Below are 20136 nucleotides of genomic sequence, written 5' to 3'. Positions count from 1 at the left end.
GCATCAGCGGTGCGTCACGCATGCGGGACAGGGAGGAGCGCATGGAGCTTGAGCAGCCGCAACGCCGACGTGACGGACGGGTCCGGGATACCAGGCAGCGGATCCACGGCATCGCGCTCGAGCTGTTCGTGAGCCAGGGCTTCGCCAACACCACGATGCAAGACATCGCCGATCGTCTCGGCTTGACCAAGGCGGCGCTCTACTATCACTTCCCGACCAAGCACGATCTGATCCGCAGCGTCCTGCAGCCCGGGATCGATGACGTCGAGCGCTTTCTGAGTGAGATGTCGGCGGAGGCGCCTTCGTCACAGCGGGAGATCCTGGAACGCTTCTTCGACCTCAACTACGCCCACCGCATGGCTTTCCTCGCCCTCAGCCTGGACCCGTCGGGTTTGGCCGAGGTGGATGCCGAGAATTGGATTCCACGGCTGGCCAGCACCTTCCAGCTGCTGCTGTTCGGCGCTGACGCAACGAACGAACAGCGAATCCGTGCCGTCATCGTCGCCAATGGTCTGAGCAGGTGCGCCACGCTGTTCACCGACATCCCCCATGACGAGCTTCGCGCAACCGCCGTCAACGTGGCCCTTCAGACTTTGAGCGCTGACCTTCCCCGCTAGGGTCAAGTGGTTCAGCCATGGGTGCGGCGGCCTCTCATCGTGATTCTCACATCCGTTCCGGGGCGGTGATGCCCAGCAGCCCGAGTCCGTGCTCCAGGGTGCGGGCGGTGAGCCGGCATAGCGCGAGCCTATTGCGACGGACCGGCTCGTCGGCGGTCAGCACTGGGCACGTCTCGTAGAAGGTGGTGAAGTCGCGAGCCAGGGCATAGAGATAAGCACACAGGTGATGCGGCTCCAGCGTGTCGCTGACCTCGGCCAGCGTCGTGCCGTAGTCGTCGAGTCCGAGCGTGAGCGCCCGTTCGGCCGGTTCGAGCCGGACTCTCGGGTCCACGGAGACCTCGGCGTTGCCGGCCTTGCGCAGGATCGACCGGATGCGGGTGTGCGCATACTGCAGGTAGACACCGGTGTTGCCGGTGAAGGACACCATCCGGTCGACGTCGAGGAGGTAGTCCTTGACCCGCGACGTCGACAGGTCGGCGTACTTGACCGCGCCGACGCCGGCCACCTCGGCGATCCGTGTGAGCTCTGCCGGGTCCAGATCAGGGTCCTTCTCGGCCACCACCGCGCGGGCCCGGGTCACCGCGTCGTCGAGAAGAGCCATCAGCCGTACGGTGCCGCCCTCACGGGTCTTGAACGGTCGGCCGTCGGGGCCGCGTACGGTGCCGAAGGCGACGTGCTCAGCTGGAACGTCGTCGGTGAGCCATCCGGCGCGGCGGGCGGCCTCGAAGATCAACCGGAAGTGCAGCGCCTGACGGGAGTCGGTGACATAGAGCAGGCGCTCAGCGTTGAGCTCTCCGGTCCGGTACCGGACGGCGGCGAGGTCGGTGGTGTCGTAGCCGTAGCCGCCGTCGCGCTTGCGCACCATGAGCGGAACCGGCTCGCCGTCCGGCCCGGTGACCTCCTCGGAGAAGATCACCAGCGCGCCCTCGCTCTCGACGGCGATCCCGGCGTCGACGAGTTCGGTGACGGTGCCGTCGAGCAGGTGGTTGTAGAACGACTCGCCGACGGAGTCCTCCGGGGTGATGAGCACATCCAAACGGTCATAGATATCGCGGAAGGCCTTCTCCGACTCGGCGACGATCTCCCGCCACATGGCGAGCGTCGCGGCGTCGCCGGACTGCAAGGCGACGACGCGCGCCCGAGAACGATCGGCGAAATCCGGGTCGGCGTCGAACTGCCGGCGGGCGGCCTTGTACACCGCGTCCAAGACGGAGACGGCCGACGTCGAACGGCCGGTCACCTCGCCGTGGTGCCAGGTGAGTTCGGGGTGCTCGCCGAGGTATTGGATGAGCATCCCGAACTGGGTGCCCCAATCGCCGAGGTGGTTCTGCCGGACCACCTCCGCCCCGAGGAACTCGAGCACGCGAGCGAGGCTGTCGCCGATGATCGTCGTACGCAAGTGCCCGACGTGCATCTCCTTGGCGATGTTCGGCCCGGAGTAGTCGATGACCGTCCGCTGCCCCGCGTTCGGGACGCCGACACCCAGACGCGCGTCGTTCAGCCGGGAGGACACCTGCCGCCAGATCGCCTCGTCGGGAACGGTGAGGTTGAGAAAACCCGGCCCGGACAGTTCCGCCGCGCCGATGGCGGAGTCACCGAGGTGCGCGATCAGCTCCGCGGCCAGCCCTCGTGGCGCGGTGCGTGCGCGCTTGGCCAGGGCGAGGGCTGCGTTGGACTGGAAGTCGGCATGCTCGGACCGGCGTACGACGGGAGCCGCTCCCGCGAGCTCGGGGCGGGCACGGTCGATCGCCCCGGAGACGGCGTGGGCGATCTGACCGAGCAGCGGCGGCACCTCGTGGTTGGTCACAAGCCGATCCTGGTGGTTTGTGTCCCGGGTGTCACATCATTTCTCCAGGTGAAGCTCAGGGACGGTGCTGGGCGGGCGTCGCGTGGTCGGCACTGACGACGGCGTCGAGCAGGCCCGGGAAGCGGTCGTCGAACTCGTCGCGGCGCAGCGAATTCATCCGGGACGTGCCGACGTAGTACTGCCGGATGAGCCCGGCCTCGCGCAGGACCCGGAAATGGTGAGTGGCGGTGGACTTGCTCACCGAAAGATCGAACGCACCGCACGCGATATCGGCCGGGGAGCCCGAGAGCTGGGTGATGATGCTCCGTCGTACCGGGTCGACCAAAGCCTCGAGCACCTGCTGGACCGTGACGCTCCTGACGTCGGGATGCTCCGGGACTCGATCCGTGTCCATGGCTCAATAGTACGACGGCTATCAAAGTTTGACACTCATCGTACTTTCGTCTTCAATGAGCCTCGGCCGCAGCGAAAGGGTGGTGCCATGTCCAGGACGGTGTTCTTCCATGAGCTCGGTGACCCCGAGGTGATGCGGCTGGAGGAGCACCACGTCGCCGAGCCCGGCCCTGGCGAGGTGCTGATCCGGGTGGACGCGATCGGCCTGAACCGGGCCGAGGTGCTCTTCCGTACCGGCCGTTACATTGAGCCGGTACGACGGTTCCCCGCGACACTGGGCAACGAGGCCTCAGGTGTCGTCGAGGCGGTCGGCGACGGGGTCACCGGAGTCCGGGTGGGCCAGCCGGTCAGCACCGTGCCCGCGTTCTCCCAGAACGACTACGGGGTCTACGCCGAGCGGACGGTGGTACCCGCGGCGGCGCTGATCCGTCGCCCGGATGAGCTGGGTCCGGTCGAGGGCGCGGCGGTATGGATGCCGTACGTGACGGCCTACGGCGCGCTGGTCGAGGTCGGAGGGATGAAGCCGGGCGACACGGTGGTGTTGAACGCCGCATCCAGCAGCGTGGGCCTAGCCGCGATCCAGGTGGCGAATCGCGTCGGCGCCACGCCGATCGCCGTCACCCGCACGGCCGACAAGAGGGAAACCCTGCGCAAGGAAGGCGCGGCGGCGGTGATCGTGACCGAGTCGGAGGATGTGGCGGAACGGGTGCGTGCCGTGACCGGCGGCCGGGGCGCGGAGTTCGTCTTCGACGCCGTCGCCGGGTCGGGCGTGCGGGATCTGGCGTCGGTGGTCGCCGACGGCGGCCTGCTCCTGATCTACGGCGCGCTGAGTGGTGAGCCGACCCCGTACCCGGCGATCGACCTCGGCATGCCGCCGCTGAACATGCGCACCTACACCATGCTGGAGACCGCCCGCGATCCCGAGCGGTTGCGCCGGGCCGAGGCCTTCGTGTTGTCCGGATTACGCTCCGGCGCGCTCCGGCCGGTGGTGGACCGCACATTCGAGCTGGAGCACATGGTCGAAGCGCACCGCTACATGGAGTCGAACGTGCAGATCGGCAAGATCGTCGTCACCGTATCCCACTGATATCCGCGGCCGGCGGGCCAGATCGGGTGATCACGCCGAGGCTGTGCCGCCGGTGCCGACCGGGACGGCGACGATGGCCTGCACTGTCGCGACGATGACCCGCCCGGCGTCGGCGCTGTCGAGACGTCCGGCACGGATCTCCTCCGCGGCACCGTGGAGGACATAGTGGACGGTATTGATCAGCCAGAACACCGGCAGGTCGGTCCGGAATACGCCCTGACGTCGGCCCCGCTCGATGAGCTCGTTGAGACGTTCGGCCGGCGCCGCGTGCAGCTCGCGCATACGCCCCGCGGGAAGTACGCCCTGCGCGGCCTCGACCAGCGCCGCCGATTCCGCGACCAGCGACCAGCTCGACTCCAGTAGCCGGGTCAGAGCGTCGCGTGCGTCGCCGGTGAGATCGACGTGCGCGAGCGTCTCCTCGCCGGCTCGCAACGCATCCGCGAGTGCGGCCTCCACCAGCTCCTGGCGGGTGCGGAAATGCCCGTACAACGTCATCCGCCCCACGCCGGCGGCCTTCACGATGTCGTCGACGGTCGCGTGTGGGTCCGTGCTGAGAGTCGCGCGGGCTGCGGTCACGATGCGCGCGATGCTGCGCTCGGCATCGGCGCGGCGGCGGGGACGGGCGGTGTCGGCGGACATGAAGAAAAGTTTACTCGTATGGGAATGTACGAGTTAGGCCCTGGGTTCTAACTCGTATTCATACATACGAGTTAGCTGGGGAGGCTGACCATGACATCGAGCGAGATCCGCGAATCAGCAGTTCAGGAGAGGACGCCGCATCCGTGGCGATGGCGCATCCTAGGGTTTCTGGGGGTGGCGCAGCTGATGCTCATCCTGGATGTCACCGTCGTCGCTATCGCTCTGCCGCACATCGAGACCGACCTGGGAATGGGACGCGAGGCGCTGACGTGGACGGTCAGCGCTTACACGCTGACGTTCGGCGGACTGATGCTCCTGGGAGGACGGATAGCAGACCTGCTCGGTGCCAAGCGCGTCGTGCTGGCCGGCCTCTTGGTGCTCACAGCGGCGTCACTGGTCACTGGCCTCGCCGATACCGGAGCGATCTTGTTGAGCGGCCGCGTCGCCCAGGGCGTGGGGGCGGCGCTGCTGTCGCCGTCGGCGTTGTCGCTTGTGGTGACGCTGTTCGACGGCGATGAACGGAACCGGGCCCTCGGCGTGTGGTCGGCGCTCGGCGGCGGTGGCGCCGCGCTAGGTGTGCTCCTCGGAGGGTTGTTGACGGCCGGCCCGGGCTGGCCGTGGGTGTTCTACGTCAACGTGCCGATCGGGCTGGCGATCGTCGTCGCGCTGGCTGTCATGCTGCCGCGCCAGGGCGGCGCCGTGCCGCGTGCGCGCGTGGACGTGCTCGGAGCGGCCCTGGTCACCGCATCGTCCGGTGCCGTGATCTACGCGCTGATCAGCGCCGGGGATCATGGCTGGCTGACGGCCACCACGGGATTGCTTCTGCTGCTGGCGGCTGTGGGCTACGCACTGTTCGTGGTGTGGCAGCGCAGGGCACGGTCCCCGCTGATGGACGTCATGCTGCTGGCTCGGCGCCCGGTGGCAACCGGTACGTTCCTCATCCTGATGGCGACAGCGCTGATGATCGCCGTGTTCTTCCTCGGCACGTTCTACTTCCAGCATGCGCGCGGGTACGGTGCCCTGCACACCGGTCTGCTGTTCCTGCCGGTGGCGCTGGCGACGATGATCGGGGCGAATGCCACAGGCCGCGTTATCGGCCGGTGGGGCGCCCGCCCGCTCGGTGTGGCGGGCCTGGCCATCGCCGCCGTCGGTATGTCCGCGCCGGCCGTGTCGATGCGCCCGGTGGTGGTCGTCGTGAGCGTGGCGGTCGCGGCCGCGGGGACCGGCGCCATGTTCGTGGTGGCGTCGGCCACGGCACTCGGCCAGGTGGCTCCGCACGAAGCCGGCGTCGCTTCCGGGATCGTCAGCACGTTCCACGAGTTCGGCGCCTCGATCGGGGCGGCCGTCATGTCGAGCGTTGCGGCGGCCAGCCTGGTGGGGGACACGCTGAGCGGATTCACCGACGGCTTCGTGGTGGCCGCCGTCGCTGCCGGATTGTCGGCCGTCGTCGCCGCCCTGCTGACTCCCGGGCGCCCGGGACGCGTCCACTGAACCGCCCACCGCCCGGCCTCCTGGCCCCTTGTTGCGCGTGGCCTGCCGACAGGCTGCCCATGCACAATGCAGGGCCAGGAAGGCCGGTCCTCTTGGCTACCCAGAACCGGCGGGGCCGAGGAGGTCCCAACGGTTGCCGGCGACGTCGAGGAACACGACGACACGTCCGTACGGTTCGGTCCGGGGTTCGGTCACGAACTCGACACCGGCCGCCACCATCCGTTCGTATGCGTGGTCGAAGTCATCGACCCGGAGAAAGAACGCTACCCGCCCGGCGGCCTGGTTCCCGACGGCAGCGGCCTGAGCAGGGCCGTCCGCCTGTGCGAGGAGGATGCCGGTCTGCCCGCCCGGCGGCCGTACGACGACCCAGCGTTTCGGCCGCCCGTCGTTGGTCAGGGACGGCGAATCCTCGACCAGATCGAACCCGAGAACGTCGACGAAGAACTCGATGGCCGGGTCATATTCGTCCACGACGATGGTGACCAGATGAAGGAACGACACGTTCGCTGACGATACCGTCGACTTTCGTCACCGGATCCGGCCTTGGTAGACGTCCGAAGTCGCGGTTCCATGACATGTGCGGATGTCGCGGAACCGCGACACCGCTTGGTGGTCCGGGCACACGTGCGCGTGGAGCGGTCCGGCACGAGACGGGCCTCTAGAGTGTTGTGACATGGTTGACGACAATCCCACCGTTGCCCGGGTTCGGGCCGCGCTCGTGGACGGCGGGGCTGCTGGCGAGATCAGGGTTCTTCCCGACGCGGCCCGCACGGCCGCCGATGCCGCAGCCGCTCTCGGCTGCGAGGTCGGCGCGATCGCCAACAGCTTGATCTTCGATTCAGGCGGCGAGCCGGTCCTGATCCTGACGTCCGGCGCACATCGGGTCGACACCGATAAGGTGGCCGCTGAGCACGGTCTCGCCGCCCTGCGTCGCGCTCAGCCGGACTTCGTGCGTAGCCATACCGGGCAGGCCATCGGCGGCGTCGCGCCGGTGGGTCACCCCACCCGGCTGCGCACCTTCGTCGACCGCTGGCTCGACAAATACGACGTGGTCTGGGCGGCGGCCGGTCATCCGCACACGGTCTTCTCCACCACGTACGACGAGCTTCTGCGGCTCACCGGCGGCGAACCGGTTGACGTCGAATGACGCACGTCACCGAGGATTCAGCCTGACTGGTCGGCTCAGGCGGCATTGACGAAACGGCTGCCGCGCAGGACGGGCACGCAGATGCTCGCGTCCAATTCGGACGCGATGCGGACGTCGTCGCTGAAACCGGCCTCACTGAGTTCGCGGCCGCTGCTGCATCGGGCCAGCACCGCTGAGAGTGAGGGTTGGACAGCGCGGAATGCGCCCGCGGCCGTTGCTGCCTCCGGGCTTAAGGGTCCGGCGCCGAGATCCTCAAGAGCGGCGACGACTGCGCCAGCACCCCACATGTCCTCGACCGCCGGTCGAAGCGACCCGTCGCCGGGCCACCGTTCACCCGCCGCGACTACCGTGATGGCGGTACTGGAAGGCGAGTCGAGCTGTGCGGCCAGCCATCGCGCCACGGCAGAACGATTGCGCAGGCAGGCGCCGAGCACCGTGGCGCCAGTGTCTGCCAGCTCGGAGCAGATCGTTGATCCGTTCGGCGAGGGAAGCACCAAACGGCCGAGACCGTCGGCTTCCCTCACCGAGAACGGAGACAGACTGACTGCTGAGTACCCCGGCTGGCGTTGCGCTTCCAATCGTCCGACGGCGAGCGTAGCCGAGTGCGCCTGGGCGAAGTCGATAGCGCCGTTGTCCTTCCACCGGTAGGGGAAGACGTCGATCCCTCGGTCCACGGCGACGCTGAGTGTAGTGGTGAAGCTGAGGACGTCGACGACGACGGCGAAGCCGGCACCGGCCGACGTCTCCGATGCGCCTCTCGGACCCCACTCCAACCGAATCCGTGCATCGTCCTGACTGAGTGCTCCCGGCATGAAGATCAGCCTGCCAGAAGCCCGCGACTCGTCGATCGTTCTATCCGTCGGCCGAGGCTCGTTTGCGCGCGCGATAAGCGGCGGCTTTGACTCGATTGCCGCACTCCTCCATTCCGCACCACGTGCGCCGGGCGCCACGGGAGCGGTCGAGATAGATACGGGTGCAGCCGGTGCGGCCGCACTCCTTGAGGCAGGCCCGGGAGTCGGCGAGCACGGCGATTCCGGCTCGGGCGATGTGCGAGAGTACCGCGGTCATGTCGCCTGACATGTGTACTCCCGTATCGCTGAGTCTGATCGTCAGCGCTGGTCCGGCGGCCGCGTTGTTGACGATCTCCACGCTGGCCGGATCGAAGGGCCGGTCGAGCACACGATCGAGAGCGAGCTGGTAGATCGCTTCTCGCAGTGACACGGTGGTTCCGAGGGCGGGGGCGTCGACGGTCACGTGGTCGGGAAGTTCATGGCAATCGGCCACCCACCGCTCGAGGTCGGCCGGTGTGAGCAAGGTATCGACAGGCTTATCTCGGCGAGACCCCACGGTCGCTGCCAGGTCGAGTGCGGGGTTGCCGCTGACGAACGAAAAATCCACGTCACCATCTTGACCGGTGACGGCGGCCATGACAATATCGTCACCGGTTTAACTAGTGACGGTACGACGAGGGGAGACGGTGTGGCCGAGGTCCGCGGCATCGAGGCGGTCGTCCTCGACGTGCTCGGCACGCTGGTCGACGAACCCAGCGGACTCCGGGCCGGGATTCGTGACGCGGTGCCCACGCTCGACGATGCGTCGGTCGATGAGTTGTTGGCCATGTGGCAGAGACATCGCGATCTCGAGCAGCACCGCATCGCACGAGGCGACCGCCCATACGCCAACACCGAGATCATCGACGCAGAGGCCGCTCGTCGGGTGGCGGCCCATGCCGGGCTGGCCGACCCCGCGGCCATCGCCAAGCTGGCCGCGGCGGGGCAACGCTTGCCCGCATGGCATGACTCGGTTGCGGGTCTCGATCGGCTCGGGCGGCATTTCCCCGTGCTAGGACTCTCCAATGCCAGCCGCACCGCCCTGTTCCGGCTCAACGCCCATGCCGGCCTGCGCTGGCATCAAGCGCTGTCCGCTGAAGACGTCCAGGCCTACAAGCCGGCACCGGAGGTGTATCAGCTTGCCATCGACACCGCTGGGTGTGCGCCGGAGCGCGTCCTCATGGTGGCCGCCCACGCCTGGGACCTCCGGGGCGCGCAGGCGAACGGCATGCGGACCGCCTACGTGCGGCGACCGGTCGGTGATCCGCCGGCACGCTCCGATACGTTCGACTGGCGGTTCGATGGGCTAGATGCACTGGTCACCGCGCTGAGGCCCAGGGCAAAGCCGCTGCGTGATGAGCGAGACCATCCCCCGTGAGCGTGCTATAGGGACGTCATCGGGACCATCGTGGACGGCCAAATCGGCCTTGGGTCGACACCAAGCGGCTCTGCCATGTCAACGACCGCCACGGAGCGCAGGACCAGGTAGCCAACGGATGTTGAGCCCGCGTGCTGGGCCGTCGGGGACCGTCGGCGATCGCTTGCAAGGCAGCTTCGACAGGAGCGAGAGTTTATATCTATGTCACTGCTCACGCCGTATAAACTCCCCGATAAACTGCGACGCGCTGAAGGCCGCTCGCCGCACGCGGCACTGTGCATCGACGGTGACGCGATTCTCCGAGTGCGACCGGTCAACGGCCCAGTTGCGAGTTGAGCCGAGTGGCTTGGCGCATGAGGTGGTTGCGCTCGGCGAGGTTGGGTGCGTGGTGAGCTGCCTCGGCGTACAGCCGGGCCGCGAAATCATGCATGTATGCCATGTGGGCCGAGACCTTCTCCGGCGTCCATTGATCCATCGGTACGTCGTTGACCGCCGCCGGTGCGCCGCGGTGGTGCTTGAGCAGTAGGTACTTGGCCACGGTGGTACTTCTCGGTGCTGGTGCGTCCATTGTCGACGCGTTCACTGCGGGGACGGAGCGGGGCGCAGGATCTCGACATCGACGTCTGAACTCTTTCCGGACGAATGTCGTCCGGAACGCGGCGTACCGTCATCGACATGGCTATCGCACGCTTTCCCAGCTTCGTCATCGACTGTTCTGATCCCGGTGCACTCGCGCGGTTCTATGGCGCGATGCTCGACTGGAAGGTCGACGTCTCCTCCGACTGGGCCGACATCCGCGCGGACCACGGGCAATGTATCTCTTTCCAGCAGGTCGAGGGCTACACGCAGCCCAGGTGGCCGGACCAGGAGTTGCCGCAGCAGATGCATATCGATGTGATCGTCGACGATCTTGATGCCGCAGAGGCCGCAGTGCTCGAGCTCGGCGCGACCAAGCACGAGTACCAGCCGGGCGAGACCTTCCGGGTGTTCCTCGACCCGGCAGGCCATCCCTTCTGCCTGTGCGTGGACTGACGTTGTCCGTGTCGGCCGGGCACGCAGGTTGCTGGTTCTACGCTGCTGCTCAGCCGATACCGACGATCTGCCGCTCGGGCACGATCAGGGCTACGATGCGTTCCTGTTCCCGGGGATAGGGCGCACCGATGTACTTCGTGGAGATTCTGTCGATGATCTCCCACGCAGCGTCACCCTCGATCCACTCGACGACGTGCCCACGGACGACGATCGGCTCGAACGGGTTGTCGACTGGCGCGATCGAGACTGCCACTCGCGGGTCGCGACGCAGGTTGCGTGCCTTGCATGCATCCGGTCCGGTAAGGAAGGCGATGCGGTCGCCGTGAGTGCCGATCCAGACGGGCACGGCGTGGGGCGCGCCGTCGGGGAGGACGGTCGCGAGGTGGGCGATCGAGGTGCCGTCGAGTACGCGGCGGACATCCGGGTCAATCATGGGCGTGCTCCTTTGAGTCGGTTCATGTCCGGTCCTCCGATGACCAGGATCATCGGAGGACCTCGTAATGCAGGTGGGTCACACCAGGCGCCGGCACGAGCTCGATCAGTCGCAGCCGCACGTGCTCCGGGAGCGTCTGGAAGTACGGTCGCCCACTGCCCACCAAGACCGGCACCTGGTGCAATACGATCTCGTCGACGAGGCCGGCGTTGAGCGCCTCGGTCACCACACCCCCGCCCATCAGGCCGACATCCTTGTCGCCTGCCGCCTCCTTGGCTGCCGCGACGGCGTCGTCGATGCCAGTGGTGATCAGTGTCTGGCGCCCGTACATCCGCGGTGCCGGCCGGTGACTGAGCACGAATAGGGGTGCCGTCGGGTGGGGGCTGCCGTCGTCGCCGAAGCGATCGGAGTCCTCATAGGTGTTCCGTCCGCAGATGACCGCACCCGCACGGGCGGCGAGCGCATCGAAGAAACGGGCACTGGGCTCGCTGAGCTTGAAACCGTCGAACACCTGGCTCGGCGTGTCACCGTTGAAGTACCAGTCGAAGAGGAACCCGGCGTCGCCGAGTCCGCGCCCGGGACCCGGGTCGCGGCCGGTGATATAGCCGTCCACCGAGACGGATAGCGCGCTGATGACCTTGCTCATGTCACTCCTTCGCGGTTGATCAGATGGCTTGCGGGAAGCCGAAGAATCGGTGCGGGTCGTAGGCGTACTTGACTGCTGCCAGCCTGGGGTAGTTGCGCGCGTGATAGGCCGTGGCCCAATCGTTGAGTGCGGGGTCGGGGAAATTGGGATAGACGCGTCCCGACCCGTCGGCGTGGGCGGTTGCCCATGAGGCGTCGACCCAGGGATCACTCTCGTCGGCGATGTGCTCGAGCAGGAAGCGTTCGCTGCGGTGGGCGAACGCGGTGGCGTCCTCGGCGACGCTGTTGTAGGCCGCACCCATCGCGGTGAATGTGATCTCCCGTCGGCCCGGCGTCGGCCGTGCCTCGTCGAGCAGTGTCAGAAGCGATCCCAGTGTGTTGTGGGCCATCGGACGGGAGAAGAACTCCGACCTCAACCGCGGAGCACGGACGGGCGCATCTCTCGGGTCGGCGAAGGTGTCCTTCAGGTGGTGGTACGGCAGCCCGGGACGCACGTCGATCGCCGGCGCCGTGCCAACCTGGTCGACGAACCCGCGCAGCAGGTCCCTGGTGGATTCCTCGGTGAGCGTAGACGCGCCGAAGAGGGTGGCCCGGATGGGCGCGCCGGCGTCCGACACGAGGGTGAGGTTGAGCGTGAGCCCGGCCGGGACATCCGGTGCCCAGGCCTGCCAACCCGAGACCAGTTCGTGGAGCGCGAAGTCCGGCCAGTGCGCCTGGATGCGGGTGGTGATCGGCTCGCCGACGGTGTCGAAGCGTAGGGAGGTGACCACCCCGAACTGGCCGCCGCCCGCACCACGCAGACCCCAGAACAGATCCGGTTCATGGTCATCGTCACAGTCGACGACGCTGCCGTCGGCGAGCACGACCTGTGCGCCCACAAGGCGGTCGCAGGTCAGCCCGTAGATTCGTCCCAGCAGGCCGATTCCGCCACCGAGGGTGAGGCCCGTGATGCCCACAGTGGGACCGCATCCGGCCGGCAGGGTCAGGCCGTGAGCGTGCAGCGCCGCGTACACCTGCCTGAGGCGGGCCCCCGCTCCGATCGTGGCGGTCCCGTCGTCCGCCACCGATACACCATCGAGACCGGACAGGTCGAGCACGATGCCGTCTGTCGATGAGCGGCCCGCGAAGCAGTGTCCGCCGCCACGAGAGGCGACGCGATCCCCGGTGGCGGTCGCGTAGGTCACGGTACGGGCGACGTCGGAGACCGAGCGGCACAGAACAACGAGCCGGGGACGCACATCCCCATAGGCAGAGTTGACCGGGCGGCGGACCGCCTCGTAGCCCGCCGAGTCCGGCCTGAACAGCTGGCCGTCGAGTGAACCACTGAGCTCGGATAAGTCTGGCACAGGGCCGAAGCTACGGGCGGCGCGACGGCGGGGTCTTGAACGAATCGCGCACCTTCAGATGCGAAGCGGTGGCCTGCCGCGGGTGGCGAGGAAGGGCATGTAGGAGGCGGAGTGGTCATGGCCGCAGGCGCACCGCTCGACGTCGCCGCCGAGAAGCCGGCGCGGGGTGAGACCGGTCAGACGGAGGCACTCTCGGCTGAGGTGCGCTTGGTCGGCGTACCCGGCGTCTACCGCCAGGCCGGCCACGCCGTCCGCACCGCGCCGGCCCGTGGCCGGGATGCCTGCCTGAGCCAGCGCGAGAAAGCCCTGAAATCGCAACGTCCGCTGGAGGACCTTGGGGCTCACCCCCAGTGCGTGCAGACAGCGGCGACGCAATTGGCTCGCGGAGAGGGCGAGGTGGACGGCGAGGGCTTCGATGTTGACCGCCCGCCATGGCATCAAGGCTCGGACCGCCTCGTTCACCAGTGGATCCACTCGAGCTGAACGACGATACTCTCGCAGAAGGTGGGCCTGCAGGAATATGAGCGCCCGCTCGGGTGTCTCAGCCCCGGCCATCACCTCCGCGAGATGGTCCACCGAGCTGCCCCACAGCTCCGTCAGCCGCAGGCGCTGATCCACCAGGTCGTCGAGCGTCGTCGGAATGGGCGGTGCGGCGCCCGGGTGGAACCGCACACCTACGATCGTGGTGTGTGCGGGGATGACCTCTATCTCGGGGCCGGTCAGCGGGCCGACGAGCTGAGGATGGCGGCCGAGCGGAAAGTGGATCTCTATCCCGCCGGTAGGCAGATGCCGTTGCACGCATGCCGCCTCGCCGGTGCGCTGGATCCAGACGGTCCGCACCACGCCCGCCAGCTCCGGCCGTGGCGCTCGCTCGACGTAAGACTCCATTACGGTCATCCTCACCCTGAACGCAGCGCTCCGCGGAGGGTTGCCGCCAGGCGCGTCAATATACGCAATCTACATATTCATGGCAGGTCGAGGCGCGTGAGCGCGCGGATCCACCGGAGACCGCTCGGCCGCGGGCCCTCCTGACCTGTTGCGGTGCTGGACCGGCTGGCTCTGAGCGCTTGCACCCGAACCAGTAGCGTTGGCTTGTGCACTTCACGGAGTACGACACCCGGCTTGCCGCCTACGCCGTCATCGTGGACGACGCCGATCGGATGCTGCTGACCTGGTACAACGGCTTTGGGGGAGGTACGCCAGGATGGACATTGCCCGGGGGCGGCGTCGAATACGAGGAGTCTCTGGAGGCAGCGGTCGTCCGCGAGGTGCAGGAGGAGACCGGTTATGTCGTGGCGGTAGGCGCGCCGCTTGCATGTCATAGTTTCACCGCGCCCGACGGCCGTCATGGTCGTCCGTTCAAGTCGGTGCGTCTCGTCTTCGCTGCCACGGTGACCGGTGGAGCACTCGGTACCACCGAGATCGGCGGTTCTACGGATGACGCGGCCTGGATCCCGAGGGCGGAGGCCGCGGTCAGGACACCTCGGGCGGACATCATCGACGTCGCACTGGCCGCGGATGTCAGCGCGACGCCGACTCGACCATGACGGCGAGTGACGATCGGCGCCGGCCCTTCTTCGCAGACCTGCCCGCCCAATCCGCCGCCGCGGGGATGTTGATCACCGACGAGAATGGGCGCTCGCTGCTGGTCAGAACCGTCGATCGAGAAGGTCTCGTCCTTCCAGGTGGGGTGGTCGAAGAGGGTGAATCACCCGCTGCCGCCGCCGAGCGCGAGGTACTCGAAGAGACAGGACTCGTATTGCCCGTGACTCGTCTTCTTGTGGTCCAGCACAAGCCGGCGACGGACAGCACTCCGGCGAGCTTGATGTTTGTCTTCGATACCGAGCGCGTCGCCAGCGGTGTTGTTCTCAGGCTGCAAGAGGAAGAGATCGCCGACGCCTTGTGGCTCGATCCCCCAACGGCGATACGACAGCACACGGACGGAGGCCGATCAAGACTTGCCGCTGCGTTGCGAGCACGAAATGAAAGCCATACCTTCTACATGGACGCGACACGGATACTCGACGTCCAGCACGATGGATAGCGGCGCAGTGCGCCGCAGAGGTCGCCATACGAATTTCTCTTGATCGATCAGTGTGCCGTCGGCGATTGTCGTCTCAGGTTCCAACGCAGAGTATTGCGGTCGTGACTGCATGCGGCCACGACCAATACTCGACTCAACTCATGACCACAAGACGATGATCCGCGGCTCGGCGCCTGTCGACGGCTCGGTTGGAGCCGTCGCCCGCTCAACGTTGAACATGACTGGGTCATATTCAAGGTTATGCCGTAACCTTGAATATGGGAGGTCGTTGTTGGGACGTTACGAGGAACGAGTCTGGCCAGGCGATCCCGCGGGAGCGACGCGCGCGGAGCGCACACCTTGCCGGTTCCGAGCATATGTCGCCGACACCCTCGTAGGCGCTGACCTGGAACTGAGAGCTTCTGTCGCGGCCGACCTCGCCGACATCGAGCAGCAGGTGCGTCATCTCAACGACGCGCACCCGGGCCTGGCGAACCTCGAACCACTTGCACGATTCTTGCTGCGGGCGGAGGCGGTTGCTTCGTCGAATATCGATGGCCTGGTGGTGAACGTTCGCCGACTCGCGCGTAGCGAGGAGACCGAACGCGAAGGGTTGCCAGTCACGGATACCACCGCGCGCGCCGTCCTCGGCAACGTTCGGGCGCTCGATGAAGCACTCACCTTGGCGGCGGACCCGGCTAGACCGGTCAGCGTCGACGACATCACAGCCATCCACAAGGCCTTGCTCGCGGCTACGCGAGAAGAGGCTTGGGCTGGCATCGTGCGCCGTGAGCAGAACTGGATCGGCGGAGCCAACCCGTGCTCGGCCGCCTTCGTGCCGCCGCCCGCGGAGTTCGTTCCCGAACTCCTCACTGACCTGGCTGCATACCTCTCAGGAGACGAACATCCAGCGCTCCTGCAAGCCGCGCTCGCCCATTCTCAGTTCGAGACGATCCACCCGTTCGCGGACGGTAATGGGCGTACGGGGCGAGCACTGATTCAGTTGGTTCTACGCCGACGCGGGGTTGCGACGCGGGTTGTACCGCCGATCTCCTTGGTGCTTGCGACGCAGGCCGATAGATACGTGGATGCACTCGACGAGACCCGGATCGACGGTTCGCCGATGGCGGGTCAGCTGGCGTGGGTGGAACTGTTTCTCTCGGCGACCGGGCGCGCGTGCCGAGACGCCTCGCAGTTTGTCACCGATCTGGTCTCGTTGGAGAGGTCGTGGAGGGAGAGACTTGGGCGCGTACGCGCGAACTCGGCCACGGACTTACTACTCACGGCGCTGCCGTCATTACCCGTCTTCTCGATCACCACCGCGGCAATCCACATTGGACGGACTTTCCAAGCGACGAGTGACGCTGTCAACAGGCTTGCCGATTCAGGTGTTGTGCGTCAGGTCTCACTGGGACGTCGTAACCGTAGGTTCGAAGCGGTCGGCCTGTTCGAAGCGTTCACTGGGTTCGAGCGCGTGTTAGCCAGCCCCGACTCGGACACGCAGGTCTCGCCGCCGACACGACCAGTCCCGCAACGACCAGCGCAACAACCGTAGACATGGGAGTCGGATCGCCCGGCCAACGTGTGGCGAGGCGCTTCGCGAGTACGAAGCGACACCAAGCGCGTGGCGGTGACGGATTCAGATCAGATCAGGCCGGCGTGGCGGCGGTTGAAGTCGATGGTCCGAGGGTCGAGGGCCGTGTTCCGCTCGTGCAGCTCTCGGGAGATGCGGTTGGCGGTGAGGCGGACCTGGTCCGCGAGGCGGCGGGGATCATGCTGATCCGCGACGTACACCATGCCGACCGCTGTCTCGACCGTGCCATCGACGCCCATCACGGGCGCGGCCACGGAGCCGACCTCCATCACCACGAACTGGTGCGCGATGGCGTATCTGTTTCTCCGTATCTCGCGCAAACAGTCCTTGAGCGTCGGCACATCGGCGATGGTGTTCGGGGTGTAGCGCTTCAGCGGCTCGCGGAGATACTCGTCCAGCACGTTCTCGTCCGCGTAGGCGAGCAGCACCAGTCCGGTGGCGGTGATGTGCAGGCGGAGCCGCCCGCCCATCTTGTTCGCCCCGGTGTAGTTCGGGTGTGACCGGAGCGCCTCGAGGTACATCACATCAAGGCCGTCACGGACGGCGAGGTTGACGTTCAGGCCGGTACGGCGGTGTAGATCCATCAGGTGCGGCAGTGCCGTCTCACGGAGCTGTAGCGCCTGCGTGGAGGCGGAAGCGAGGTCGAGGATCTTGCGACTGAGCCGGTAGTGGCCCGTGTCGTCGACCTCCAGGCCGCCCCACTCGAGGACCTCCCGTACCAGGCGATGGGTCGTCGTGAGAGTCAGGTCCGCGTGCCGACTGATCTCGGAGAGTGTCATTGATCCGCGCCCGTTGGCGAATGCGCCGAGCAGCGCCAGCACACGCCCGGCGGCGGTGCGCTTGCTGCCCGACGGCACGTCCGACCGGACCGGCTGAGCGCCCACGTTCTGGTGGGTTTCGGCTTGCTTCGCGTCTGTCTTCTCTGGCATCAGCAGCCCACCTCGAACCTCGAGGCGGCACCGCCCTCGGCGCGGCGCCGCGACCGTGTTCCGACACCATAACCCTCACCGCCGTACATGCCTATGCCCCGTTTTCCGCTCAGCGGGAGGCGAGCTGTGTTCTCCAGGCCGGGGAAGGGACTATGTCAACATGGTCGAACGTCGTCACGCAGCGAAGGAGCTTCGTCATGATCGGCCTGCACACGCATGAGACGGTATCGGCCACTGGAACACTGACGGGCGACGGTGACGATGCGACCGGGTTCGCGAGCGGGGAGTACACGACGCCGGACGCCTTTCCGCAGGCTCGTCGCTCATCGGTGGAGCGAGTCCACCGGCTGCTGTCGTCGTTCGACTACGAGCACACCCGGCTGCGTCTCTCCGAGCTCAGCCGCCGCGCCGGCCTTCCACTGTCGACGACGCACCGCATGGTCACCGAACTCCTGGAGCTCGGCATGTTGGAGCGTGACGAGGACAACTTCCTGTGCGTCGGGGTGGCGGTCTGGAAGTTCGGGCTGTTGACACCGAAGACGTACGGCATCCAGCGGGTGGCGCTGCCGTTCATGCAAGACCTCTACGCCACCACCCGGCTGCCGATCCATCTCGGCATCCCGCAGGGCAATCAGACGACGATCGTCGAGAGCCTCCGGCCGCAGGGAACCGGACAGGAACGCCCGCGCATCGGCCAGCGTGACCCGTTGCACGTGACCGCCGTCGGCACGGCCCTGCTGGCGTTCTGCGACAGCGGCTTCCAGGAGAGATACCTCACCGACCTGAAAGATCACCAAGGCGCGGACGCACCGGAGATGATCCGCCGGGAGCTGGCACAGACCCGAGCAACCGGCTGCGCCATCAGCAAACGGAAGACTGCCCCGAACATCGCCATCGGCGCCCCGGTGCTGGACCGGGCCGGTCGCCCGTTGGGTGCCGTCTCGCTGGTCGTGCCGGAGGGAACCTCCACACCTCCATACGACCACCTCATCAGGTGCACCGCCCGTGCCGTGCAGCGCACCGCGTGGGAGCAAGGCGTGGCCTGACTCCTCTCGGGGAACTCCCAGTTCTTGTCGTCAGCCTGTAGCCGTTGCCGTTCCTTCTTTCTCGTGTGGCTGATAGAGATCGTCGATGGTCCATAGGTAAACCTCATCCCTCGAAGCGGTCGCGGCTTGGCGGAAGCGGTCGGTGAACCCGCCGGCGGCAACGTAGAGCAGTGGAGAGTCTGGTCGGTTCGCGTCGTGTGCCCACCCGATGCCGGCGTCTACGAGGCGGTCGAGCATGCCGAGGTGTTTGGAGTGGACGTCCACGTCGACAGGTTTGGTGTTCCACTTGATGGCGCCGGTGAGAACGCGATCGTCGAGGAGAGGACACGCGATGTCCATCTCGAGTGACGTGCGTTGACGGTCGACACCTTCCCAGCGTCCCCATTCGCGCACAAGGGGCAGACCAAGCACATCAGCGAGGCGGTAATAGGCCTCTTCGACCATTCCTTCGAAGATAAGCCCCATATAGCCGTCGAGCATTGGAGCTACGCGCTGTTCCCAGATCGCCCGGGGATTCTGGGTGGCGAGCATGCTCTCGATTGGAGCGATCGCGTCGTAGTAAAAGCGCATTGCGGGATCTGACACGTCATAGCGGTACGGCTCTTTGGGTTTGGCGCCGAGGCGACGGCCGGCCCGGACGTAGTCGAGTTCGATGAGTCGTTCGATCTTTTCCCGAAGAGACGAGTCAGCGTCGACTCCGGCGCGCTGGGCGATCTCGTTGAAGTTGGTGCGTCCGCCGCCTATTGCCCGCAGGATGGCCACGTACTTGGAGATGTCGCGCAGACCCTGCTCCTGCAGCAGGGCAGTCTGAACGAGCTCTCGCACTTCACCTGTAGGCTCGAGCACCAAATCGATGACGTTCTCAGCGAGGTGCTTGGTGGCGTCGACTGGCGCGAGGTAACGCGGTGTACCTCCGAAGATTCCGTACGCGCGTGCCCGGTCGCGGACGTCATCGAACGACGCGAGCTCGCCTGCGTGCCAGTAGTCGAATGGGCGCAGGCGTGTCTGCCAGGCGAAGCGCCCATAGAGAGGCGAGCCACCGTCGTTGAGGCTCTCGAGTGTTCTGACGGCGGAGCCGGCAAGGATGAAAAGGAGGGGCCGAGGCGGACGACGCATTTCCCAGGCGGCGTTGAGCTCGGACGCCACGGCGTTCAGGTCTCGATGGTCCTCGCCGAGGTATTGGAACTCGTCGATGGTGATGACAAGAGGTTGCGTGGACACATGGCCCAGTAGGAGGCGGAAGACGCTTCGCCAGGTCGGGTAATCCTCCGGATGGACCTGCTCGCCCGACCATGCGGCGTATGTGTCGAGCAGAGCCGCGCGGTTCTGTGCCGCAGTCGTCTCGGACGCGGTGAAGTAGAACGTCGAGGCTCCAACGGAATCCCATGCCCGATTCAACAGGTAGGTCTTCCCGACCCGGCGCCGTCCATACATCAGCACGAGCTGGGGTTCTGACCTCGCGAGGAGTCGGTGAAGGCGGGCGATTTCCTTGTCTCGATCGATGAGCGTGTCGCTGGTGTGCATGGTCAAGGATTCCGGTCGAGTATTGTGGTTGTAACCATATTAGGCCACAGCCCTATATGGTCAAGACCACAATACGTCACCCACGGGCGCGGCCATCCCACCCGGCCACCTGACCTTGTGCACCGACCGGGCCGTGTAACGCACCGCGTGGGAGCAGGGCGTGGCCCTGACTCCC

General features: G+C 66.6%; 22 protein-coding genes and 1 pseudogene. 10 read left to right on the top strand and 13 right to left on the bottom strand.

Annotated elements, in window-relative coordinates:
- Window positions 1-41 precede the first annotated feature (41 nt).
- Complete coding sequence (locus tag G1H10_RS13005; RefSeq protein WP_163738108.1) at window positions 42-617, top strand: TetR/AcrR family transcriptional regulator; 576 nt, start codon at window positions 42-44, stop codon at window positions 615-617.
- Between the two features lie 46 nt (window positions 618-663).
- Here G1H10_RS13005 and argS read toward each other — a convergent pair whose 3' ends face one another.
- Complete coding sequence (argS, locus tag G1H10_RS13000) at window positions 664-2424, bottom strand: arginine--tRNA ligase (RefSeq protein WP_163738105.1); 1761 nt, start codon at window positions 2422-2424, stop codon at window positions 664-666.
- Window positions 2425-2479: 55 nt separating this feature from the next.
- Window positions 2480-2818 carry an ArsR/SmtB family transcription factor gene (locus G1H10_RS12995; protein ID WP_163738103.1) on the bottom strand — a complete coding sequence of 113 codons (339 nt, stop codon included), beginning with the start codon at window positions 2816-2818 and terminating at the stop codon, window positions 2480-2482.
- Window positions 2819-2905: 87 nt separating this feature from the next.
- On the opposite strand from G1H10_RS12995, the gene G1H10_RS12990 reads away from it, so the two are divergent.
- Entirely contained in the window at window positions 2906-3904 is a 999-nt protein-coding gene (locus tag G1H10_RS12990; RefSeq protein WP_163738100.1) for a zinc-dependent alcohol dehydrogenase family protein, read from the top strand.
- 30 nt (window positions 3905-3934) lie between these two features.
- Here G1H10_RS12990 and G1H10_RS12985 read toward each other — a convergent pair whose 3' ends face one another.
- Window positions 3935-4543, bottom strand: coding sequence for a TetR/AcrR family transcriptional regulator (locus G1H10_RS12985; protein ID WP_163738097.1), 609 nt, complete (start codon window positions 4541-4543; stop codon window positions 3935-3937).
- 90 nt (window positions 4544-4633) lie between these two features.
- Between G1H10_RS12985 and G1H10_RS12980 the strand changes: the two genes are divergently transcribed.
- Window positions 4634-6034 (top strand): MFS transporter, encoded by a 1401-nt coding sequence (locus tag G1H10_RS12980; protein WP_163738094.1) that lies wholly within the window; start codon window positions 4634-4636, stop codon window positions 6032-6034.
- A gap of 96 nt (window positions 6035-6130) precedes the next feature.
- On the opposite strand, the gene G1H10_RS12975 is transcribed toward G1H10_RS12980, so the two are convergent.
- Window positions 6131-6535: a VOC family protein gene (locus G1H10_RS12975; RefSeq protein WP_163738091.1), complete on the bottom strand. Its 405-nt coding sequence runs from the start codon at window positions 6533-6535 to the stop codon at window positions 6131-6133.
- 172 nt (window positions 6536-6707) lie between these two features.
- Between G1H10_RS12975 and G1H10_RS12970 the strand changes: the two genes are divergently transcribed.
- Window positions 6708-7181 carry a YbaK/EbsC family protein gene (locus G1H10_RS12970; RefSeq protein WP_163738088.1) on the top strand — a complete coding sequence of 158 codons (474 nt, stop codon included), beginning with the start codon at window positions 6708-6710 and terminating at the stop codon, window positions 7179-7181.
- A 35-nt stretch (window positions 7182-7216) separates the two neighbouring features.
- Here the strand turns inward: G1H10_RS12970 and G1H10_RS12965 are convergent, their stop codons facing one another.
- Together G1H10_RS12965 and G1H10_RS12960 are read right to left on the bottom strand one after the other, a co-directional pair.
- Window positions 7217-7993, bottom strand: coding sequence for a 2-phosphosulfolactate phosphatase (locus tag G1H10_RS12965; RefSeq protein ID WP_163738085.1), 777 nt, complete (start codon window positions 7991-7993; stop codon window positions 7217-7219).
- A gap of 40 nt (window positions 7994-8033) precedes the next feature.
- The gene (locus G1H10_RS12960; protein ID WP_216853220.1) at window positions 8034-8579 is read right to left on the bottom strand and encodes a CGNR zinc finger domain-containing protein; all 546 of its coding nucleotides are present in this window, start codon (window positions 8577-8579) and stop codon (window positions 8034-8036) included.
- Window positions 8580-8660: 81 nt separating this feature from the next.
- On the opposite strand from G1H10_RS12960, the gene G1H10_RS12955 reads away from it, so the two are divergent.
- Entirely contained in the window at window positions 8661-9389 is a 729-nt protein-coding gene (locus G1H10_RS12955; RefSeq protein ID WP_163738555.1) for a haloacid dehalogenase type II, read from the top strand.
- A gap of 406 nt (window positions 9390-9795) precedes the next feature.
- Here G1H10_RS12955 and G1H10_RS35250 read toward each other — a convergent pair.
- A pseudogene (locus G1H10_RS35250) lies at window positions 9796-9927 on the bottom strand (YciI family protein); the annotation flags it as partial.
- A 137-nt stretch (window positions 9928-10064) separates the two neighbouring features.
- On the opposite strand from G1H10_RS35250, the gene G1H10_RS12945 reads away from it, so the two are divergent.
- Window positions 10065-10421: a VOC family protein gene (locus G1H10_RS12945; RefSeq protein ID WP_163738080.1), complete on the top strand. Its 357-nt coding sequence runs from the start codon at window positions 10065-10067 to the stop codon at window positions 10419-10421.
- Window positions 10422-10470: 49 nt separating this feature from the next.
- Here the strand turns inward: G1H10_RS12945 and G1H10_RS12940 are convergent, their stop codons facing one another.
- From G1H10_RS12940 to G1H10_RS12925, 4 genes are read right to left on the bottom strand one after another with little or no spacing between them, the layout of a single operon-like run.
- A complete protein-coding gene (locus G1H10_RS12940) occupies window positions 10471-10854 on the bottom strand; it encodes a PPOX class F420-dependent oxidoreductase (RefSeq protein WP_163738078.1) in 384 nt (127 codons plus the stop codon).
- Window positions 10855-10903: 49 nt separating this feature from the next.
- The gene (locus G1H10_RS12935; RefSeq protein ID WP_163738075.1) at window positions 10904-11500 is read right to left on the bottom strand and encodes a dihydrofolate reductase family protein; all 597 of its coding nucleotides are present in this window, start codon (window positions 11498-11500) and stop codon (window positions 10904-10906) included.
- A 19-nt stretch (window positions 11501-11519) separates the two neighbouring features.
- Window positions 11520-12845: an FAD-binding oxidoreductase gene (locus G1H10_RS12930; protein WP_163738072.1), complete on the bottom strand. Its 1326-nt coding sequence runs from the start codon at window positions 12843-12845 to the stop codon at window positions 11520-11522.
- Between the two features lie 54 nt (window positions 12846-12899).
- On the bottom strand, window positions 12900-13733 hold the full coding sequence (locus G1H10_RS12925; RefSeq protein ID WP_163738069.1) for a DUF6597 domain-containing transcriptional factor: 834 nt from the start codon (window positions 13731-13733) through the stop codon (window positions 12900-12902).
- Between the two features lie 206 nt (window positions 13734-13939).
- Here G1H10_RS12925 and G1H10_RS12920 point away from each other — a divergent pair, with 206 nt between their 5' ends.
- From G1H10_RS12920 to G1H10_RS12910, 3 genes are all read left to right on the top strand, one after another.
- Window positions 13940-14392: an NUDIX hydrolase gene (locus G1H10_RS12920; RefSeq protein WP_163738066.1), complete on the top strand. Its 453-nt coding sequence runs from the start codon at window positions 13940-13942 to the stop codon at window positions 14390-14392.
- Window positions 14389-14889: an NUDIX domain-containing protein gene (locus tag G1H10_RS12915; protein ID WP_163738063.1), complete on the top strand. Its 501-nt coding sequence runs from the start codon at window positions 14389-14391 to the stop codon at window positions 14887-14889. Before G1H10_RS12920 ends, G1H10_RS12915 begins: the two co-directional genes overlap by 4 nt.
- 271 nt (window positions 14890-15160) lie before the next feature.
- Complete coding sequence (locus tag G1H10_RS12910; protein ID WP_216853219.1) at window positions 15161-16423, top strand: Fic family protein; 1263 nt, start codon at window positions 15161-15163, stop codon at window positions 16421-16423.
- Between the two features lie 89 nt (window positions 16424-16512).
- Here the strand turns inward: G1H10_RS12910 and G1H10_RS12905 are convergent, their stop codons facing one another.
- On the bottom strand, window positions 16513-17391 hold the full coding sequence (locus G1H10_RS12905; protein WP_163738060.1) for an IclR family transcriptional regulator: 879 nt from the start codon (window positions 17389-17391) through the stop codon (window positions 16513-16515).
- Between the two features lie 197 nt (window positions 17392-17588).
- Here G1H10_RS12905 and G1H10_RS12900 point away from each other — a divergent pair, with 197 nt between their 5' ends.
- Complete coding sequence (locus G1H10_RS12900; RefSeq protein WP_163738058.1) at window positions 17589-18437, top strand: IclR family transcriptional regulator; 849 nt, start codon at window positions 17589-17591, stop codon at window positions 18435-18437.
- Between the two features lie 30 nt (window positions 18438-18467).
- Here the strand turns inward: G1H10_RS12900 and G1H10_RS12895 are convergent, their stop codons facing one another.
- On the bottom strand, window positions 18468-19961 hold the full coding sequence (locus G1H10_RS12895; protein ID WP_163738055.1) for an ATP-binding protein: 1494 nt from the start codon (window positions 19959-19961) through the stop codon (window positions 18468-18470).
- Window positions 19962-20136: the final 175 nt, after the last annotated feature.

Origin of the sequence: Phytoactinopolyspora halotolerans (assembly GCF_010550675.1) — a bacterium.
GTDB lineage: Bacteria > Actinomycetota > Actinomycetes > Jiangellales > Jiangellaceae > Phytoactinopolyspora > Phytoactinopolyspora halotolerans.
The sequence above is the reverse complement of the archived record's forward strand: the minus strand, read 5'-3'. Positions and strand labels throughout refer to the sequence as shown.

Excerpts from the sequence above, each read along its gene's own strand:
- G1H10_RS13005 (WP_163738108.1), top strand. The coding sequence starts at position 42 with ATGGAGCTTGAGCAGCCGCAACGCCGACGTGACGGACGGGTCCGGGAT.
- G1H10_RS12995 (WP_163738103.1), bottom strand. The coding sequence starts at position 2,818 with ATGGACACGGATCGAGTCCCGGAGCATCCCGACGTCAGGAGCGTCACG.
- G1H10_RS12990 (WP_163738100.1), top strand. The coding sequence starts at position 2,906 with ATGTCCAGGACGGTGTTCTTCCATGAGCTCGGTGACCCCGAGGTGATG.
- G1H10_RS12985 (WP_163738097.1), bottom strand. The coding sequence starts at position 4,543 with ATGTCCGCCGACACCGCCCGTCCCCGCCGCCGCGCCGATGCCGAGCGC.
- G1H10_RS12980 (WP_163738094.1), top strand. The coding sequence starts at position 4,634 with ATGACATCGAGCGAGATCCGCGAATCAGCAGTTCAGGAGAGGACGCCG.
- G1H10_RS12970 (WP_163738088.1), top strand. The coding sequence starts at position 6,708 with ATGGTTGACGACAATCCCACCGTTGCCCGGGTTCGGGCCGCGCTCGTG.
- G1H10_RS12965 (WP_163738085.1), bottom strand. The coding sequence starts at position 7,993 with ATGCCGGGAGCACTCAGTCAGGACGATGCACGGATTCGGTTGGAGTGG.
- G1H10_RS12945 (WP_163738080.1), top strand. The coding sequence starts at position 10,065 with ATGGCTATCGCACGCTTTCCCAGCTTCGTCATCGACTGTTCTGATCCC.
- G1H10_RS12940 (WP_163738078.1), bottom strand. The coding sequence starts at position 10,854 with ATGATTGACCCGGATGTCCGCCGCGTACTCGACGGCACCTCGATCGCC.
- G1H10_RS12935 (WP_163738075.1), bottom strand. The coding sequence starts at position 11,500 with ATGAGCAAGGTCATCAGCGCGCTATCCGTCTCGGTGGACGGCTATATC.
- G1H10_RS12925 (WP_163738069.1), bottom strand. The coding sequence starts at position 13,733 with ATGGAGTCTTACGTCGAGCGAGCGCCACGGCCGGAGCTGGCGGGCGTG.
- G1H10_RS12915 (WP_163738063.1), top strand. The coding sequence starts at position 14,389 with ATGACGGCGAGTGACGATCGGCGCCGGCCCTTCTTCGCAGACCTGCCC.
- G1H10_RS12905 (WP_163738060.1), bottom strand. The coding sequence starts at position 17,391 with ATGCCAGAGAAGACAGACGCGAAGCAAGCCGAAACCCACCAGAACGTG.
- G1H10_RS12900 (WP_163738058.1), top strand. The coding sequence starts at position 17,589 with ATGATCGGCCTGCACACGCATGAGACGGTATCGGCCACTGGAACACTG.
- G1H10_RS12895 (WP_163738055.1), bottom strand. The coding sequence starts at position 19,961 with ATGCACACCAGCGACACGCTCATCGATCGAGACAAGGAAATCGCCCGC.